This window comes from Porphyromonas circumdentaria (genome assembly GCF_900167105.1).
Classification (GTDB): domain Bacteria; phylum Bacteroidota; class Bacteroidia; order Bacteroidales; family Porphyromonadaceae; genus Porphyromonas; species Porphyromonas circumdentaria.
This window is the reverse complement of record NZ_FUXE01000010.1, coordinates 22,622-40,709: the sequence shown is the minus strand read 5'-3', so window position 1 is coordinate 40,709 and position 18,088 is coordinate 22,622. Positions and strand designations below refer to the sequence as shown.

Annotated in this window: 12 protein-coding genes; 1 reads left to right on the top strand and 11 read right to left on the bottom strand. The window is 42.9% G+C overall.

The window, feature by feature from the left end:
• Window positions 1-22: 22 nt before the first annotated feature.
• From B5D06_RS05505 to uvrA, 9 genes are all read right to left on the bottom strand, one after another.
• Complete coding sequence (locus B5D06_RS05505) at window positions 23-1,606, bottom strand: bifunctional ADP-dependent NAD(P)H-hydrate dehydratase/NAD(P)H-hydrate epimerase (RefSeq protein ID WP_078737010.1); 1,584 nt, start codon at window positions 1,604-1,606, stop codon at window positions 23-25.
• Window positions 1,607-1,638: 32 nt separating this feature from the next.
• The gene (gene lpxA, locus B5D06_RS05500) at window positions 1,639-2,433 is read right to left on the bottom strand and encodes an acyl-ACP--UDP-N-acetylglucosamine O-acyltransferase (RefSeq protein WP_078737009.1); all 795 of its coding nucleotides are present in this window, start codon (window positions 2,431-2,433) and stop codon (window positions 1,639-1,641) included.
• Window positions 2,434-2,442: 9 nt separating this feature from the next.
• Window positions 2,443-3,822: a bifunctional UDP-3-O-[3-hydroxymyristoyl] N-acetylglucosamine deacetylase/3-hydroxyacyl-ACP dehydratase gene (locus B5D06_RS05495; protein WP_078737008.1), complete on the bottom strand. Its 1,380-nt coding sequence runs from the start codon at window positions 3,820-3,822 to the stop codon at window positions 2,443-2,445.
• A complete protein-coding gene (gene lpxD / locus B5D06_RS05490; protein WP_078737007.1) occupies window positions 3,804-4,856 on the bottom strand; it encodes a UDP-3-O-(3-hydroxymyristoyl)glucosamine N-acyltransferase in 1,053 nt (350 codons plus the stop codon). Before lpxD ends, B5D06_RS05495 begins: the two co-directional genes overlap by 19 nt.
• A gap of 12 nt (window positions 4,857-4,868) precedes the next feature.
• Window positions 4,869-5,699 carry an orotidine-5'-phosphate decarboxylase gene (gene pyrF, locus B5D06_RS05485; RefSeq protein WP_078737006.1) on the bottom strand — a complete coding sequence of 277 codons (831 nt, stop codon included), beginning with the start codon at window positions 5,697-5,699 and terminating at the stop codon, window positions 4,869-4,871.
• A gap of 17 nt (window positions 5,700-5,716) precedes the next feature.
• Window positions 5,717-6,805: a peptide chain release factor 1 gene (gene prfA, locus B5D06_RS05480; RefSeq protein ID WP_078737005.1), complete on the bottom strand. Its 1,089-nt coding sequence runs from the start codon at window positions 6,803-6,805 to the stop codon at window positions 5,717-5,719.
• Window positions 6,805-7,974, bottom strand: coding sequence for an AIR synthase related protein (locus B5D06_RS05475; RefSeq protein ID WP_078737004.1), 1,170 nt, complete (start codon window positions 7,972-7,974; stop codon window positions 6,805-6,807). The genes prfA and B5D06_RS05475 overlap by 1 nt, the downstream gene beginning before the upstream one ends.
• A gap of 25 nt (window positions 7,975-7,999) precedes the next feature.
• Window positions 8,000-8,980 (bottom strand): glucosaminidase domain-containing protein, encoded by a 981-nt coding sequence (locus B5D06_RS05470; protein ID WP_078737003.1) that lies wholly within the window; start codon window positions 8,978-8,980, stop codon window positions 8,000-8,002.
• A gap of 202 nt (window positions 8,981-9,182) precedes the next feature.
• Entirely contained in the window at window positions 9,183-12,023 is a 2,841-nt protein-coding gene (gene uvrA, locus B5D06_RS05465) for an excinuclease ABC subunit UvrA (protein WP_078737002.1), read from the bottom strand.
• Between the two features lie 515 nt (window positions 12,024-12,538).
• On the opposite strand from uvrA, the gene B5D06_RS05460 reads away from it, so the two are divergent.
• Window positions 12,539-13,150, top strand: coding sequence for an HU family DNA-binding protein (locus tag B5D06_RS05460; RefSeq protein ID WP_078737001.1), 612 nt, complete (start codon window positions 12,539-12,541; stop codon window positions 13,148-13,150).
• Between the two features lie 119 nt (window positions 13,151-13,269).
• Here B5D06_RS05460 and nifJ read toward each other — a convergent pair whose 3' ends face one another.
• Window positions 13,270-16,836: a pyruvate:ferredoxin (flavodoxin) oxidoreductase gene (gene nifJ / locus B5D06_RS05455; protein ID WP_078737000.1), complete on the bottom strand. Its 3,567-nt coding sequence runs from the start codon at window positions 16,834-16,836 to the stop codon at window positions 13,270-13,272.
• A gap of 59 nt (window positions 16,837-16,895) precedes the next feature.
• Complete coding sequence (locus B5D06_RS05450) at window positions 16,896-18,074, bottom strand: AAA family ATPase (RefSeq protein WP_234989562.1); 1,179 nt, start codon at window positions 18,072-18,074, stop codon at window positions 16,896-16,898.
• Between the last annotated feature and the right edge of the window lie 14 nt (window positions 18,075-18,088).

Sequence of the window (18,088 nt, the reverse complement as noted above, 5' to 3'; positions counted from 1 at the left end):
GATCTTCTAAGTCAATAGAGAATTACTTGATTTGTCTGAAAACCTCTGGAAGCATATTTATAATATCCGACGCAGTCAAGGAAAAATAAGAGTATTTGCCGATATACAAATCACAGGCTAAACCATAGAGATGGGTTGCTATAATAGAGGCTGTTCCTGGGGAGTAATTTTGAGCTAATAGTGATACGACAATACCCATTAAGGTGTAGTTGCCCCCCTGAATAACTTTTTCGCTCGTTCCTCCCGTGTTAAATATTACACTTCCGTTGGGCAGACAGATAGCTGTCTTATAGCCTTGCAGGATAAGGTATATATTCTTTCTTTTTGCAAAAGAACTAGCCTGTTCTATGCGTTGTTCTTCTGTGTTGCTTACTACCTTAAGTAGTTTGTCAAAAGCATTTCTCGATAGGATTAAAATGGACTTTTCTGGAAGGATTTCGAAAAGGTCTTCATCGTTGGCAAGGAGAGCAACAGCATCTTCATCAAAGACAAATTGTTTGTCTGAAAGAGAGAAAAAAAGATGCTCTAGATATTGTTTTACAAAGGACGAGTAAGTTAAACCGCACCCCAAGCCGATTGCCGTGTAGGGCAGAAGAGCAGAGATTCTTGTTGGAATAGAGTTTTTATCTGCAGAAGTAGTCTCCGAGATTCCTAATGTCTCGAGAGGAATAGAATCAATTATAGTAACCTCTGGGACTTTTAATTGTAAAAAAAGCTCTTCTTGTGAGGAGGTTTGTACTGCTACGTGAGAGACCCCGCTATGTAGTGCTCCTTTTGTTGCTAAAATTAATGATCCAATGTTCTTAGGGGTACCTCCGATGAGAAGGACTCCATCTCTTGTTCTCGGAGCAAGGGATTGATGATTTCTTTTTAAGGAGAGTTCTATGTCATGATCTGTAGTCTCAAAGTAGCGCGTCGTTAAAGTCTCTTCGACAGTTTCGCTGAGATTAAACTCTAAAAGCCTTAAGTCTCCATAGAATTTCCTATTTTCTTCAAAAAAAGAGGATAGCTTGGGAAAATCTAAACTAAATGTGTAGGTGGCTTGTATTACACACTCAGGTAGCGTCTCGTGATTGATGTCGGGAGACAAACCCGAGGGAATGTCGACAGAAATGATATTGCTCTCTTGGTTGCCGTTGATATACTTAATAAGTCTACCAAAACCACTATCAGGCCTTAGGGGAACTTGTAAATCTGTTCCAAAAAGAGCATCAATGACTATATGCCTATAATCTATCTGAGGAGGAGTAAATTGATTGTCTATCTCATGTAAAAGAACATTTCTAACAGTAAGAAGCTGTTCTTTAAGAAGGGTAGACTCCTCTCTCAGACCCAAAGGAGGCTTAAATAGAAATATCTCTATTTGACGGCTAGGGTCAATTTTTTCCGATAGTATGAGGGCTATGTTTAGACCTACAGAGCCATTATGCCCTGGACCACAGAAGATGATGAAAGGGCGAGAAAGGTGATCTTCATAACACATTTTCAACTCGGTTACGAATTGAGAAGCGTGAAGATGTATAAGCTCTCGAGAGGAGCATACCCCCTCTTCTAAAGACTGCGAATATATGTTTTTTATGTTCGCTTCTGTGAAAATCTTTCTCATCTTTCAACAAAAACTATGATCCTGTACTCATTCTACTCGAGATTACTGCGCACAATACCTCTCTGAGAGTTTTTTATGAAATTCAATATTAAATCTCTTTCGTCAGAGGAGGGGTATTCCAGTGCTATTGTATTTAAAGCATCTGTGTTATTAAGCCCTTTTAGGTAGAGGGTGCGGTAAATATCTCCAATCAAGAATATCTGTTTGTCCGTAAAGCCCCTGCGTCGAAGTCCTACAATGTTGATACCGCAGTAGGCAATAGGATCTCTTCCGATAATTATATAGGGGGGGATGTCTTTTGTAACCTTAGATCCTCCCTGTATCATTACGTGTTGAGAAATATTGACGAATTGATGCACTAAAACTCCGCCACTTAAGATTGCAAAATCGTCAATCAGTACTTCGCCTGCTATTTGGGTAGCATTTCCTATTATTATATTATTGTTGAGTACACAGTCGTGTGCCACGTGGCTGTATGCCATAAGTAGACACTCATCTCCAACCTTGGTAAAGCCCCTCGAAGCGGTACCTCGGTTTACTGTAGCATACTCTCGTACCGTCGTTTTATCGCCGATAATGGCGAGAGTCTCCTCGTTCTTAAATTTCAGATCTTGAGGTATTCCACCTATTACGGCTCCAGGGTGTATATTACAGTGGTTACCAATGCGACTACCACTACGTACAATAGAGTGAGGGTGTAATATTGTATTGTCTCCTATTTCTGTATTTTCTTCTACTATAGAGAAAGCATCAATATATGCCCCCTGTCCTATTTGGGCTTTAGAGTGGACTAAAGCCTGAGGATGGATAAATGTTTCCTGTGTCATGTAAGTGTGTTATTTAGGATTGTTTTTTATGATTTGTGCCATGAATTCAGCCTCGCAGACAAGTTTATTGCCGACGAAAGCCAATCCTCTCATATTGGCAACACCCCTGCTAATCTCAGATGTCATGCGTAATTTGAAGAGCAAGGTATCTCCAGGTACTACCTTTTGTCTGAACTTCACATTGTTTATTTTGAGGAAGTAGGTAGAGCACTTCTCATTGCCCATGGAGTTCAATACTAATAATCCTCCAGTTTGTGCCATAGCCTCTACAATTAAAACCCCTGGCATAACGGGTTCTTCGGGGAAGTGTCCTGGGAAAAAAGGTTCGTTACAAGAGACACTCTTCACTCCTACGATAGAGTCCTTTTTAATATCAATTACTTTATCTACCAATAGGAATGGGAATCGATGGGGAAGAAGCTCCTTGATACGATTTATATCCAACAAAGGTGGTAGATTTGGGTTGTATTGCGGTGCTTGCTCTTCCATTTGTTTGAGGTCTTTTCTAATCAAACGAGCCATTTGATTGTTTATGCCGTGTCCAGGACAGTAAGCAATTATATGACCTTTGATAAAGCGACCTGATAAAGCCAAATCTCCTATAACATCCAATAATTTATGGCGTGCAGGTTCATTGACCATCAGAGGATTGGGGTTGATACTCCCCAAATGCTCTGGGATGGAGTATCCCTCGCCTAAGTGAGTTTGTAGAGCTTTTTTGCGCTCCTCATCGAGCACTTGATCATAAATAACATGAGCATTGCTTAGATCGCCTCCTTTTATTAGTCCTTTCTCTAAGAGGGGAAGAATTTCTCTAACAAAAACAAAGCTACGTGCGGGTGCTATTTCTGTTGCAAAATCTGTATTAGCATCGAAAGTTGCAAACTGATTAGAAAGGGCAGGAGAGGGGTAAGCGATGTGAACATCAATAGAGAACTGATCGTCTGGTAAAGCTATAAGTTTGGAGCCTGTCTCTGGGTCAGTTACTTCCATGCGTTGTTTTACATAGTAATACTCTCGTTCTGCCTCCTGCTCGGTTAAGCCTGTCCTTTGTATTGCTTGAATGTAGGGGAGAGCACTCCCGTCCAAAATAGGACATTCGGGGGCGTCAACTTCTATAACACAGTTGTCTACACCCATAGCATACAGAGCACTTAACACATGCTCTACGGTACTAATACTGAGTTCCCCTTTTTTTATAACTGTACTACGCTCTGTAGAGTTTACCAAATCTGCCAGTAAAGAAAAGGTTTGTCCCTCTTTGTCAGTTCTACGCACTACATACCCCGTGTTAATAGGAGCTGGTAGCAGAGACATCGATATATCTAATCCAGTATGTAACCCTTTTCCACTAAAATGTAATGGAGAACTTAATGTTTGTTGTTGCATAACTTCGATTCTATTTGATTGAGTTTTTTTTCTAAATCGCTAAGACGAGAGCTTAACTCGGGTAGCTTGGGGATGATTGTATAGGCACGTAGAGCTTTTGAGAGATCCATAGCTGGAGAACCTAATAGCGTTCTGTCAGATTTTATATTGCCGAGTACCCCTGTTTGTCCTCCCATATTTACTCTGTCTCCAACGGTAATGTGGCCAGCAATGCCTGCTTGCCCTCCAATCTTGCACCAAGAGCCTAGGTGAGATGAGCCTGCCATACCTGATTGAGAGGCCACTACCGTATGCTCTCCGATAGTACAATTATGGGCAACCTGAATCAGGTTGTCAAGTTTGGTCCCTTTTCCTATAACCGTAGCTCCCATAACGGCGCGGTCTATACAGGTGTTGGCTCCAATCTCAACATCGTCTTCTATCTTAACGGTGCCCAACTGGGGGATTTTGTCGTACCCATCCTCTGTGGGCGCAAAGCCGAATCCATCAGATCCAATAACAGAACCCGCATGGACTATGCAGCGAGACCCTATCGTACAATTATAATAAATCGAAACATGAGGGTAAATGATGGTATTAGCCCCGATTGTTACATCCTTTCCAATATAGGAGTGGGGATATATGGAACAACCCTCTCCTAAAACAACCCCCTCTTCGATGTAAGCAAATGGAGCGATATAACAGTTTGCGGGAATCTGTACAGATGGGTGTATAAAAGCTTCCTGTGCTATACCGTTGCGCTCGGGATTTAATTCTTTCGCAACAAATTGCATAAGTTTTGCCAAAGAGGCATAGGGATTTTCTACCCTTATGAGAGCAGGCTTATAGGCGTGTGTAGGGCAAAAGTCTTTGCTTACTAACACTGCTGTTGCTTCGGAGGTATAGAGAAAGGATGCGTACTTGGAATTGGCAATAAAGGAGAGCTCTCCCTCTTTTGCCTCTTCTATCTTTCCGAAAGCAGACACCGTTGCATCTGCATCCCCTTCTACCGTACCTTCTATTAGAGAGGCAATTTCTTTTAAAGTGTACCTCATGCGTTATACGTTTTAAATAATCCCTTTGTTAATAAGGGCTATTTCCATTTTTCTTTTCAAATTTTCTGCTTCGTGAGCGGCTGCAGAGGCAAAATGTTCTGACGAGTCTGCGTATATAATACCACGAGACGAATTTACCAGTAGACCGCACTGATTATTCATAGCATCATGTACCAACTGATCAAAATCTCCTCCCTGTGCTCCAATACCAGGAACGAGAAGGAAGTGGTTGGGAACAATAGAGCGTACGCATTTGAGATACTCTGTTTGTGTTGCTCCAACTACATACATTAATTGCTCGTCATCTGCCCAATTTGTACTTTCCAAGAGTACCTTTTCAAAGAGATACTTGCCATCTTCCATTCTTTGTAATTGAAAGTCTTTGGCTCCAGCGTTGGAGGTTAAGGCGAGTAGTACTACCCACTTGTCGGAGTACTCTAAGAATGGTTTTACACTGTCGACTCCCATGTAGGGGGCCAGCGTAATGGCATCTGCTTTGAAATAATCAAAAAACGCTCGCGCATACTGGGTGCCAGTGTTGCCAATGTCTCCACGTTTGGCATCTGCAATGATGAGTTGGTCTGGATATTTTTCTTTAATGTACGTAATGGTACTACTAAGAGCCTGAATGCCAAAAGCTCCCATTGATTCATAAAAAGCAACATTGGGCTTGTAGGCAACGCAATACTCTGCTGTAGCATCTATTATGGCTTGGTTAAAGGCAAGAATAGGATTTTCCTCTTGCATCAGACACTCGGGTATTTTTCGAACGTCTGTGTCAAGACCAATACATAAAAATGAACGCTTACGTTTAATATTATCAATGAGTTCTTGTTTTGTCATATTGTTTCTTATTTGCTTTAAAGCAGTGATGCTTCACTTAATCTTTCACTATTTTCCGCCATAGCAAGAGCCTCTAATACGGGTTCTATATCTCCATCCATAATGGAACTTAAATTGTATAGGGTAAGCCCGATCCTATGGTCTGTCAATCTTCCTTGGGGAAAGTTGTAGGTACGTATTTTAGCCGATCGGTCTCCCGTAGAGACCATCGTTTTACGACGAGAGGCCACTTCGTCGATGTATTTTTGGTGCTCTTGATTGTATATTCTACTGCGGAGTTCTACAAGGGCTTTGGCTTTGTTCTTTAATTGTGATTTTTGATCTTGACATTGCACCATGATACCTGTAGGAATGTGCACCAAGCGAACGGCTGAGTAGGTGGTATTAACCGACTGTCCTCCCGCTCCACTTGAGCAGTAGGTATCTACTCTTATGTCAGATTCTTTAATCTCCACGTCAAATTCGTCTGCTTCGGGCAAAACCGCCACGGTAGCGGCAGAAGTATGCACGCGTCCCTGTGTTTCTGTTTCTGGTACTCTTTGTACTCGGTGTACACCAGACTCATATTTCAGTGTGCCATATACAGCCTCTCCCGAAACGGTAAAAATAATTTCTTTGTACCCTCCTAAACTTCCCTCGGTAAAGGAACTGATTTCTACTCGCCACTTGCGGCGTTCACAATAACGAGAGTACATTTTGAATAAATCTCTGGCAAAAAGAGCGGCCTCATCACCTCCCGTTCCTGCGCGGATTTCGACGATTGCATTCTTTGCATCTTCGGGGTCGTCGGGAAGTAACAAAAGCGCGATGCTGCGCTGTGTATCGGGCAATATCTCTTCGATATGCGTTAGTTCCTCTTTTGCCAAGGCCTTCAGCTCATCGTCTTCCGAAGCGTGTAGTACTTCCATCGCTTCCTTTCTGTTTTCACATAGAGCATTATATTTTTTGTGAGCTTCGTGAAGTTCTTCCAATCTGCGATATTCCTTGCTGAGGCGGATAAACCTCTTATCATCGGCTATGACAGAAGGGTCCGTTATTAATAAACGCACCTCTTCGAAGCGATCTTCTAAACTATTTAAATGTTGTAATAGTTTCTCTTCGTTCATTAGTAGTAAAGTTGTCCGTAAGGAGTATCCAACATAAGGCTGTTTTTCCCTTTTCCCTCTTCTACATGACCTATCACTTGGGCTTCTACGTCGAAACTTTTACTTATCTCTATAATACGAGAGGCACTTTCTTCGGGTACGTAGAATTCTATCCGATGTCCCATATTGAAGACCTTATAAAGCTCTTTGGGATCGGCTCCACTTTCAGAGGCAATCATCTTGAATAGGGGAGGAATCGGCAAGAAATTATCCTTTACGATATGTTTATTTTCTACAAAATGGAGCACTTTGGTCTGAGCTCCTCCTGTACAGTGTACCATACCATGTATAGAGGGGCGCATCTCTCTGAGTATACTTGCAACGATAGGCGCATAGGTGCGAGTAGGAGAGAGAATCAACTCTCCCGTATTAAGAGGAGTACCCTCCACGGGTTCTAACAGTCTGCGAGAACCACTGTATACTAAATCGGATGGGATGGCATGGTCAAAGCTCTCGGGATATAGTTGAGCAAGATAGTTATTCAAAACATCATGCCTTGCAGAGGTTAAACCGTTGCTGCCCATACCTCCATTATAACGATTTTCATAGGAGGCTTGACCATAAGAGGCAAGGCCAACGATAACGTCTCCAGCTTGGATGCGAGCATTGTCAATTATGTCGCTTCGTTTCATACGGCAAGCCACTGTACTATCTACAACAATGGTGCGTACGAGATCTCCTAAGTCGGCTGTTTCTCCGCCTGTGGATGTAATGCCAACCCCTAAGCTACGTAACTCTTCGAGCAATTCTTCTGTTCCATTGATGATGGCTGCAATAACTTCGCCAGGGATTAAAGCTTTATTGCGCCCAATGGTAGAGGAAACCAAGATATTGTCGGTTGCTCCTACACAGAGCAAATCGTCTAAGTTCATCACGAGGGCATCTTGAGCAATGCCTTTCCACACGGAAATATCACCCGTCTCTCTCCAATATATATAAGCCAGCGAAGACTTGGTACCCGCCCCATCGGCATGCATCAGGTTGCAATAGTCTTCATCTCCCCCTAACAGGTCGGGTAGTACTTTGCAGAAAGCCTTAGGGTATAATCCCTTATCTACATGCTTGATTGCATTATGTACATCTTCTTTAGCAGCCGAAACACCTCGCTGCATATAACGCTCTTGGGTCATATTATATATACGTGTCTTTTGTTTTTTATTGAGAGTTGCGTAGCATGAGCACATCTCCCTCCTCTGGCACATAGGTCTCGGGGTCTAATTGGTTAAGTCTATACAAATACTCTACTCGTATGCCATACCGTTGAGAGATACTGTGCATGGACTCTCCTATACTTACCACGTGGTCGGGATATTGCTCTGTAGCCTGTTTATTTTTCTTTTGTAGGTAAACTATGTCTCCTTCGCGCAAAGGGAAGTCTAAGGGGACATCGTTGTACTCTGCTAAAGTGTTGGGCTTGATATTCATCTCATAAGCTATGGAGGAGTAAGAGTCTCCCTCTTGAGCAATCACATACAGAAGTCCATAGCTAATAAAACCTTCGTGTTTAAGAGTAGAGGCAAGGTCTCTCCCTCTGTTTTGGCTCTTTTCGGGTCTGTATTTAGGGCTACTTTCACTCATCCAGTAGGGGTATCTACCTTTATCCAACTCATATAGACCGTATAGTTCTATAAGAGAGATAAGTTTGTTGGCATACCCTTTGTCGGTAGCATAACCTGCTGTTTGCAATCCCTTTGCCCATCCTATATAGTCTGTCTTTTTCAACTTGTATAACCTCTGATAGCGAGGTTGCTTGAGAAAGAAGGAATGATCTCTGAAAGAATCTAAATCTTCATCGTAACTGCGAAAGCATTCGTCGGCAAGGTCGTCGTCTTTGTAGGTGCGAGCACCTTGCCACGTGCGATGGCATTTTATACCGAAGTGATTGTTGTGATCCGAGGCCAAAGAACTTCTTCCCGCATTGGATTCCAGTAGACCTTGTGCCATGGTAATACTAGCGGGAATGTCGTGCGACTGCATTTGTTGGATACACTCAAGAGCATACTTGCGAATGTACTCCTGATAGGCTACGTTCATCTTCTGAGCGTGAGCGGAAACTGCGATAAAAAGCAGGGCGACTATGCTGACCCACTGCTTGGGTATGGAGATGCTCCGTTTTCTGTTGTTTATCTCTTTCATCGCCTTTTTACTTTATTCAAAAAGAAGGATTCCCTAAGTTAAGGTAAAACTGCCCCCTCATTGTACAGTGTATATTCTTTGCAAATATACAACTATTATTGTGCTTAATTTCGAAGTCTTTGATTTCTCCGAGCCTTTGAGACCTCATTAGCTGTGAGTAAAAGGGTGGTATTTCTGATACTTTTTGTGTGCTTTTTTATTTTTATTTCATTCTTTTCTTGAGAAATAGACCTGTGCTACCCAGTTCTTGCTGTTGGATCATCTTTTCGGGAGTACCTGCAAAAAGGATTCTCCCCCCATTGCGTCCTCCCTCGGGTCCCATGTCTATAAGATAATCAGCACTTTTAATTACATCCAAATCGTGCTCTATGATAAGCACAGTGTTCCCTTTATTGACCAATTGCTGTACCAGAGAAAGGAGTACCCTTATATCCTCAAAGTGTAGTCCTGTTGTAGGTTCGTCCAGAACATAAAGAGTACGCCCCGTATCTTTTTTAGATAACTCTTCTGCCAACTTTACACGCTGACTTTCCCCGCCCGATAGAGTTGTAGATGGTTGTCCCAATTTGATATAGCCTAAGCCTACCTTGCGTATCATCTCCAGGCGGTTGTGAAGCTTAGGCATATTCTCAAAGAATTCGGCGGCTTGATTGAAGGTCATATCCAGTACATCGGCAATAGATTTACCTCGATAGCGCACCTCGAGAGTTTCTCGAGAGTAACGTTTCCCGTGGCAGATGTCACAAGGGATTGTAACGTCGGGTAGAAAGTTCATAGCCAAAGTCTTATATCCATTGCCCTTGCACTCTTCGCATCTTCCTCCTGCTACGTTGAAAGAGAAACGCCCAGGTTTGTAACCTCTTGCTTTGCTTTCTGGCAACGAAACGAAAAGCTGACGAATTTCTGTAAAAAGCCCCGTATAAGTTGCTGGATTGCTACGTGGAGTACGTCCCAAGGGTGATTGGTCTACCACGGCAAGTTTGTCGATATGCTCCAGCCCTTCGAGTTTTTTGTAAGGTAGCGGGGTGTCTAATGACCTGTATAAAGACTGTGCTATGGCAGGTACGAGCGTACTATTGATTAGGGAAGATTTGCCACTCCCAGAGACGCCTGTAACACAAATGAACGTACCTAAAGGAAGAGAGAGCTTAACGTTTTTGAGGTTGTTACCTGTTGCTCCCGACAGAGTGAGAAAATTGCCATTGCCTTTACGTCTTTCATTGGGTACGACAATGCTTCTTATACCATTGAGATAATCTGCCGTTATGGTGTGAGCAGATGGTAATTCTTTGGGAGTACCCGAAAAGACTACTTTTCCACCCAGACGACCTGCCCCAGGCCCCATATCTATTATATAGTCGGCCGATAGCATCATATCTTGGTCATGCTCTACAACGACTACGGTATTCTCTCCGTCTCTCAATGTTTGTAGGGAGGCGATTAATTTGTTATTGTCACTCGGGTGAAGCCCTATACCTGGTTCGTCGAGCAGGTAGAGTACTTCTACGAGCCCCGTTCCTATTTGAGTTGCTAAACGTATTCTTTGACTTTCTCCACCCGAAAGCGTTGCAGAGGCTCGCGAGAGACTTAGATAATAGAGTCCTACATCGAGAAGAAACTTAAGACGAGTTCTGATCTCTTTGATAATCTCGGCTCCCACTGGGCGAAGATGTTGCGAAAGAGCCGATTCTATTTGGGGCAGGGTAGCATAAAGCTCCTCTAAATCAAGGGCTGCTAACTCGTGGATACGCCACTTGTCAATGAGATAGTTCTGTGCTATTTTGTTCAGTCTTATGCCCTTACATTCGGGACAGGTTTGTTCGGAGTGAAGATCTTGTAGCCACTCTTTGGTCTCTTCATCCAGAAAACTCATTGTCTCTTCGATGTTTAGATAAAACATCAATCCTTTGAAATCGTTGTCTCCATCACCATTGGTAGAGCCATAAAGGATAGCATTCAAGACCTCGGGAGGAAGTGACCCTACGGGAGTCTCTGGAGTGTAGTTATACTCTTGGAGTAGCTCTTCTATTTGGTCGTATATGTCTCCTTTTCTCCATTTGCCCAAAAGTTTCAGTCCCCCCTTTTTTAGGGACAGTGTGGGTTGTGTAATCAGTTTATCCAAATCAATTCTATTCACAAACCCCATTCCACGGCATACGGGGCAATATCCCTGCGGAGAGTTGAAAGAGAAAGTAGAGGGCGAGACTTCTGGGTAAGCAAGACCGTTCTCGGCATCCATAATCTTGGAGGAGAGGTGGCGTAGTGTCGATTCGTTACGTTTGCGTACATCCAGCATACCGTCTCCGTGCCTTAACGCCAGCGTGATACTCTTTTGGAGGCGTTCTTGCATTTCCTCCTTGACTATTAACTTGTCTATTACGACGGCAATATAGTGTTTGACATACCTATCTACCATTAACCCAGGGCGAAGCTCCTCGATAGTGCCATCAATATAGACGGAGGTAAATCCCTTTTTTCGTAATGTCTCAAACAGCTCTCGATAGTGTCCTTTTCGGTCGCGAACTACTGGAGCCAAGAGCTCAATCCCTTGATTACTATAATCCCTTTCTATCAGTTCGTATAGTTCTTGCTCGGTGTACTTACGCATCTCTTTTCCCGTGATATAGGAGTGCGGTACTCCTACTCGGGCATAAAGTAGGCGGAGAAAGTCGTAAATCTCGGTAACGGTTCCTACGGTAGAGCGGGTGTTGTTAGAGGCAGTTTTCTGTTCGATGGCGACTACGGGGCTAAGTCCCTCTATCGACTCTACATCGGGACGGGTATTATTGCCTATAAAGCTTCTTGCATAAGCAGAGAAAGTTTCTATGTATCGTCTCTGCCCCTCGGCTAAGAGGACGTCGAATACCAAGGAAGATTTGCCGCTACCACTCAATCCTGTGACAACGGTCAGCTTGTGTCTCGGGATAGATACGTCGATATTTTTGAGGTTATGTACCTTGGCTCCGCGGATTTCTATCGCTCCCGAAGCGAATACCTCCTCCTCTTCCTTACCCTTTTCTTGTGCTATTTCTTTCTTTCTCATGAGCTGTATGGACCATTCAAAGCTGAGTAAAAGTACTACATTTTATCCTCTTCTTTTTAATACGGAGAGGAACTTCCAAGAAATATTCTACGAACGAAGATAGAGCAGGTCGTGTGTACTTCCTAAAGTAGTAGTCTGAGCCTCCAAATGTACGTAACAGAGGGGGGAGGGGATTATAAGAGTAAGTTGTCGCTTTTGTAAGAATAAATTCAAAAGTCCATAGTAATAAATTGAATAGTTCCTGACAAAGAATATTTTTATTATATGTTTTTCTTTATTTGTAGGTTATGTATGTCCATACATAGGTTGCGTATGCCCATACATAGGTTGCGTATGCCCATACATAGGTTGCGTATGTCCATACATAGGCTATGTATGAAACTTTTTGCGTAAATATTAGATTCTTTAGAAATTAATAAACTACTTTTGATACAAGTATAAAGGAGTTTATTCTCATTCTCCATAACTCCTTAACCTAAGAAGAGTAGAATGATTATTATCTGAAAAGAGAGATTATGGCAAAGTATGTTATGCAAGAATTGCCCGATATGAGTGGGGCGGGTGAGCGTCTCAAATACCCCCGTATGCTTATAGAACGTCAAACCGATTTGGAAGCAATTGCTGCGACCTTGTCTTCCAATACAACCTTTGGGCGCGAGGAGATTACCGCCGTTGTGCAGATGGTGGCAGAAGAGGTCGGGCGGCTTATTGCGCAGGGAACCTCCGTTCGAGTAGATGGATTAGGAATTTTCTCCGCTAAATTGGGATTGAAAAAGGGGGTAGAACCCGAGCGAGAAGGAGGCACAAAACGCATTGCCAACAGTATAGAGATAGCCAACGTACACTTTCGCCCCGATAAGAATTTGCTCTGGGTAGCCAATAAAAACTGCCATTTGAAGCGTGCCCACGCCAAGAAGTATAATAAACCAAATACCAATTTAGAGCAACGAATGAAGCTCGTTCAGGAGTTTTTGAGAGAACATTTCGTACTGACACTACAAGATTATGTAGCGTTGATTGGTGTTTCGCGTACGACGGCTTCTTCGGAGTTACGCAAATTTGCCTCTCAAGGCTTGTTACGTGTACAAGGTAGAGGTTCACATCTCATTTACAAGCTTCCCGAATAATAGAATTTATATAGCGAGACAACGCAATGATCGAATAAATCGCCTCCCCCTTTCTATTGGGAAAGGCATAAAAAAAGAGTCCCAAGATGATATTGGGACTCTTTTTGCAAGTGAGTATATTATTTCGTTTCTTCTGCAACAACTTCTTCTTCAGACCAAGCTGTGCGAACAAGACGTTGATACGATTGATAACGATACTGTGCCGCATCTAAAGAAGCATTTGCCAATTCTTCTGCCTCTTCGGGGAACTGCTTGTACAGTGATGAGTAACGAACCTCATTCTTCAAGAAGTCTTTGAACTTATCCCACTCGGGCTCTTTACTGTCGAAGACGAAAGGATTCTTACCCTCTTCTGCTAATGTCGGATCGTAGTGCCACAAGTGCCAGTAACCGCATTCAACAGCTCTCTTCTCTTCCATTTGAGAGTTACCCATACCTCCCTTAAGTCCGTGAGAAATACAAGGTGAGTAGGCAATTACCAAAGATGGTCCATCGTAAGCTTCTGCCTCTCTCAACACTTTGAGCGTTTGAGCTTGGTTAGCTCCCATTGCGATTTGGGCTACATATACGTAACCGTAAGTTGTTGCTATAAGACCAAGATCTTTTTTGCGTACACGCTTACCGCCAGCAGCAAACTTTGCAATAGCCCCTACAGGAGTACTCTTAGAAGATTGACCGCCCGTATTGGAGTAAACTTCGGTATCGAGGACAAGGATATTGACATTCTTACCCGATGCCAACACGTGATCAAGACCGCCGAAGCCGATATCGTATGCCCAACCGTCACCCCCGATAATCCATTGTGAGTGCTTGAGGAAGTAATCCTTAAGTTCACGAAGAGGTGCCAAAACATCAGACGAATCTTTTTCCAAAACAGGAACGATAGCATCGGTCAGACGACGAGTTTCTACGCCGTCGTGGAATTTTTCAATCCACTCCTCAAGTAGAGGACGAAGTTCTGCATTGGCATTATTGGAGTCAAGCACTCGCTCTACTTCGTGTAACAAGCGTTCGCGAAGTGTGGTTGCTGCTATCTGCATTCCAAGACCAAACTCTGCATTGTCTTCGAATAGAGAGTTTGCCCAAGCAGGTCCATGGCCTTTGGCGTTTGTAGTATAAGGTGTAGATGGTGCAGAACCAGAGTAAATAGAAGAACATCCTGTTGCGTTAGCAACCATCTGACGATCTCCAAAGAGCTGGGTAATGAGTTTTACGTAAGGAGTTTCTCCACATCCTGCACATGCTCCAGAGAATTCAAAGAGAGGTTGTGCAAACTGAGAGTTCTTTACGTTTGCCAAAATATCTACGAGATGCGCCTTATTGGTTACTTGTTTTACCATTTTATCCCAATTCTTCTGTTCGTCGTATTGGGTTTCGAGAGGTAACATCTCGAGAGCTTTTCCATTCTTGTTGCCAGGACATACGTTAGCGCAGTTGCCACAACCCAAACAGTCAAGAACATCTACTTGAATGCGGAAGGTAATACCTGCTTCCTTCATGCCCTTACCGATAGCTGGGAGAGAGTGTACACCTGTTGTGTTACGTTCTGCTTCGTCAAGAAGGAATGGACGGATAGTTGCGTGAGGGCATACATAAGCACATTGGTTACACTGGATACAGTTGTCTGCCTTCCATTGAGGAACAAATGTTGCCACACCTCGTTTTTCGCTTGCCGCTGTTCCATTATCCCAAGTACCATCTTCGCGTCCGATGAAAGCAGAAACGGGCAGATCGTCTCCAGCTTGAGCATTGACTTTACGTACTACATTGTAGATAAAGTCCGTGTCATCTTCATGGCGAACTACAGGTTCATCTCCAAGTGAAGCCCACTCTGGCTTGACAGGGATTTCAATAACGTCTGCTCCACGATCCACAGCAGCGTAGTTCATATTTACGATGCTATCTCCTTTCTTTGCATAGCTCTTAACGATGAACTTCTTCATCTGCTCAACAGCAAGTTCGTAAGGAATTACGTTGGCAATCTTGAAGAAAGCCGACTGCAAGATGGTGTTAGTTCTATTACCCAATCCTATTTCTTGTGCGATGCTTGTTGCATTGATTGTGAAGAAACGGATGTTGTTTTTGGCGAGGTATCTCTTAATCTTGTTAGGGAGATGACGTTCGATATCTTCGGGTTCCCAGATGGAGTTCAGAAGAAATGTACCATTCTTTTTAAGACCTTTAAGCACATCGTACATATGCAGGTAAGCAGGTACGTGGCATGCCACAAAGTCTGGAGTTACCACAAGGTAAGTAGAACGAATTGGTTTATCCCCAAAACGAAGGTGAGAAGCTGTAAAACCACCAGACTTCTTAGAGTCGTAGGCAAAGTAGGCTTGACAATACTTATCTGTATTATCTCCGATAATCTTAACAGAGTTTTTGTTGGCTCCTACTGTTCCATCTGCTCCAAGTCCGTAGAATTTAGCTTCAAAAGTTCCGTCATTGAAAATCAAGTCTTCGTGTTGTGGCAGAGAAGTGAAGGTCACGTCGTCCACAATACCTATGGTGAAGTGATTCTTGGGTAAGGCTTGGCTAAGGTTGTCGTACACAGAAGCAATTTGAGCTGGAGTTGTGTCTTTAGAAGAGAGACCGTAGCGACCTCCTACAATGAGAGGTGCGTTTTCTACTCCAAAGAAGGCTGTACGAACATCCATATATAGAGGCTCTCCAGCAGAACCAGGCTCCTTGGTACGATCCAAAACAGCAATTCTTTTTACGGTCTTAGGTAGAGCACCGAGGAAATGCTTAACACTGAAAGGACGGTAGAGGTGTACCGATAGAAGACCTACCTTCTCCCCTTGTGCTTGTTTGTAGTCAATTACCTCACGGATAGCTTCTGTAACAGAACCCATTGCGATGATAACGTGCTCGGCATCGGGAGCTCCGTAGTAATCAAAGAGATGATATTGGCGTCCCGTTAGTTGGGCCATCTTATCCATATACTCTTGAACCATATCTGGAACTGCCAGATAGAATGGGTTTGCAGCTTCGCGGCTTTGGAAGTAGATATCTCCATTTTGTGCTGTACCACGGGTTACAGGAGCATTAGGTGTAAGTGCTCTCTTGCGGAACTCTAAAAGAGCTTGTTGGTCAATTAAAGGCAGAAGGTCTTCTGTCTCCAATGATTCGATTTTTTGAATTTCGTGAGATGTACGGAATCCATCGAAGAAATGGATAAAAGGAACACGTGTCTTTAGTGCTGTTAAGTGAGCTACAGCAGCCAAATCCATAACTTCCTGTACAGACCCTGTACACAACTGAGCAAAACCAGTCATACGGGCTGCCATTACATCTTGGTGGTCTCCGAAGATAGAGAGAGCTTGGGCTGCGATAGCACGAGCTGAAACATGGAATACACCAGGAAGCAATTCCCCAGCTATCTTATACATATTAGGAAGCATCAAAAGAAGTCCCTGAGAAGCGGTAAAGGTTGTTGCCAACGCCCCTGCCTGAAGTGCTCCGTGCATTGCCGCTACTGCACCTCCTTCACTTTGCATTTCTTCTACTTTGACAATCTCTCCAAATATGTTTTTACGCTTCTGAGCAGCCCACTCATCCACGAACTCTGCCATAGTTGAAGATGGAGTGATGGGGTAGATTGCAGCAACCTCGCTAAACATATAAGCGATATGAGCAGCAGCCTGATTACCATCACAAGTCATCATTTTCTTCTGTTTTGCCATAATGATATATTCTTTAATCTTTCAATTTTTATAAGTCGTTCTTGTTCCTGTAGTCTGGATTAATATAGAAATCCAAATAACCACAAGGGAATTATATTCTTTGCCCCTGTATTAATATTGTTTACTGCATACAATCTATCCAAACGATAGCGGGCATTTGTTTCCTTATCGATTCTAAACTGATGTTTTGAGTCAACGATGAAGTTCACATGGGCTCGTACCGTAGCCTCTACTTTCAAGCATTTACTCACTTGATTTAAGAAGAATGTACGACAGATCTCTGTTTCGGAAAGAGATTCTGGAGCCAATACATAGCCTAAGTTCGTATTATCTAAGTAACTGATGAGAGAGGACTTTGCCTCTGTCGCTTCGGAGCGATGAACCAAGGCTATCAATTCGGCCTCTTTAAGGAAGTTCACATAGTTTGTAACCGTTGCTCGAGAAGTTGATATCCCTTTTGCCAATTGAGATACATTTAATAAGGTAGGAGAGGATAGGGAAATCAAATACAAAAGAGTACGTAGTTTGGGTAATAACCGTTGGTCTATATTCCTAATGTACATGACATCTACTTCGAGAGTCATATTTATATTTTTCAGCAGACTTTCCGAATAAGTGCTTTCTGCTAAAAAAAAGGGGTAGTAACCATGGTGGATGTAATCATTAAACCAACTATTAGGATTGGTTTGTTCCAAAATAGTCTTGCTAATCTTCACATGATTATTAATAATATCCTCCCATTTAAATACGGGTAAATCAAGTCCCGTTTGGGAATTGATGTACTCGCGAAGAGAAAATCCTGGAAGTCTGTAAATCTTGCCTTTATAGGTTTCCCAATCCAAGGTCTCCTCTATCAGAGGGGAGCCTGTATACATAATACTTAAGGTGGGGTATTTTGAGTGGCACTCATTTAACTCTGACTGCCAATTAGGATATTTGAATATCTGATCCAAGAGCAGCATTTCTCCTCCTTGAGCAACAAAAGAGCTGGCAAAATCTACCAATTTTATTGTTGAGAAGAGAAAATGATTGAGATTCACATACAAACACTTCCTGTTCAGAACGCCATACTTTTCGACAGCCCAGTCCAGTAGAAATGTTGTTTTTCCTATGCCACGCGAACCAATGATACCGATCAAACGTTCTTGAGAATCTATTTCATCCATCAAAAATCTTCTCACAGAACTGGGACGATGCCTAAGTAAATGGTCGTGTGTCCTAAAAAGACTTTCTATCATAATTTACCAACTAT

Coding starts and splice junctions, on each gene's coding strand:
- B5D06_RS05505 (WP_078737010.1), bottom strand. CDS start 1,606: ATGAGAAAGATTTTCACAGAAGCGAACATAAAAAACATATATTCGCAG.
- lpxA (WP_078737009.1), bottom strand. CDS start 2,433: ATGACACAGGAAACATTTATCCATCCTCAGGCTTTAGTCCACTCTAAA.
- B5D06_RS05495 (WP_078737008.1), bottom strand. CDS start 3,822: ATGCAACAACAAACATTAAGTTCTCCATTACATTTTAGTGGAAAAGGG.
- lpxD (WP_078737007.1), bottom strand. CDS start 4,856: ATGAGGTACACTTTAAAAGAAATTGCCTCTCTAATAGAAGGTACGGTA.
- pyrF (WP_078737006.1), bottom strand. CDS start 5,699: ATGACAAAACAAGAACTCATTGATAATATTAAACGTAAGCGTTCATTT.
- prfA (WP_078737005.1), bottom strand. CDS start 6,805: ATGAACGAAGAGAAACTATTACAACATTTAAATAGTTTAGAAGATCGC.
- B5D06_RS05475 (WP_078737004.1), bottom strand. CDS start 7,974: ATGACCCAAGAGCGTTATATGCAGCGAGGTGTTTCGGCTGCTAAAGAA.
- B5D06_RS05470 (WP_078737003.1), bottom strand. CDS start 8,980: ATGAAAGAGATAAACAACAGAAAACGGAGCATCTCCATACCCAAGCAG.
- uvrA (WP_078737002.1), bottom strand. CDS start 12,023: ATGAGAAAGAAAGAAATAGCACAAGAAAAGGGTAAGGAAGAGGAGGAG.
- B5D06_RS05460 (WP_078737001.1), top strand. CDS start 12,539: ATGGCAAAGTATGTTATGCAAGAATTGCCCGATATGAGTGGGGCGGGT.
- nifJ (WP_078737000.1), bottom strand. CDS start 16,836: ATGGCAAAACAGAAGAAAATGATGACTTGTGATGGTAATCAGGCTGCT.
- B5D06_RS05450 (WP_234989562.1), bottom strand. CDS start 18,074: ATGATAGAAAGTCTTTTTAGGACACACGACCATTTACTTAGGCATCGT.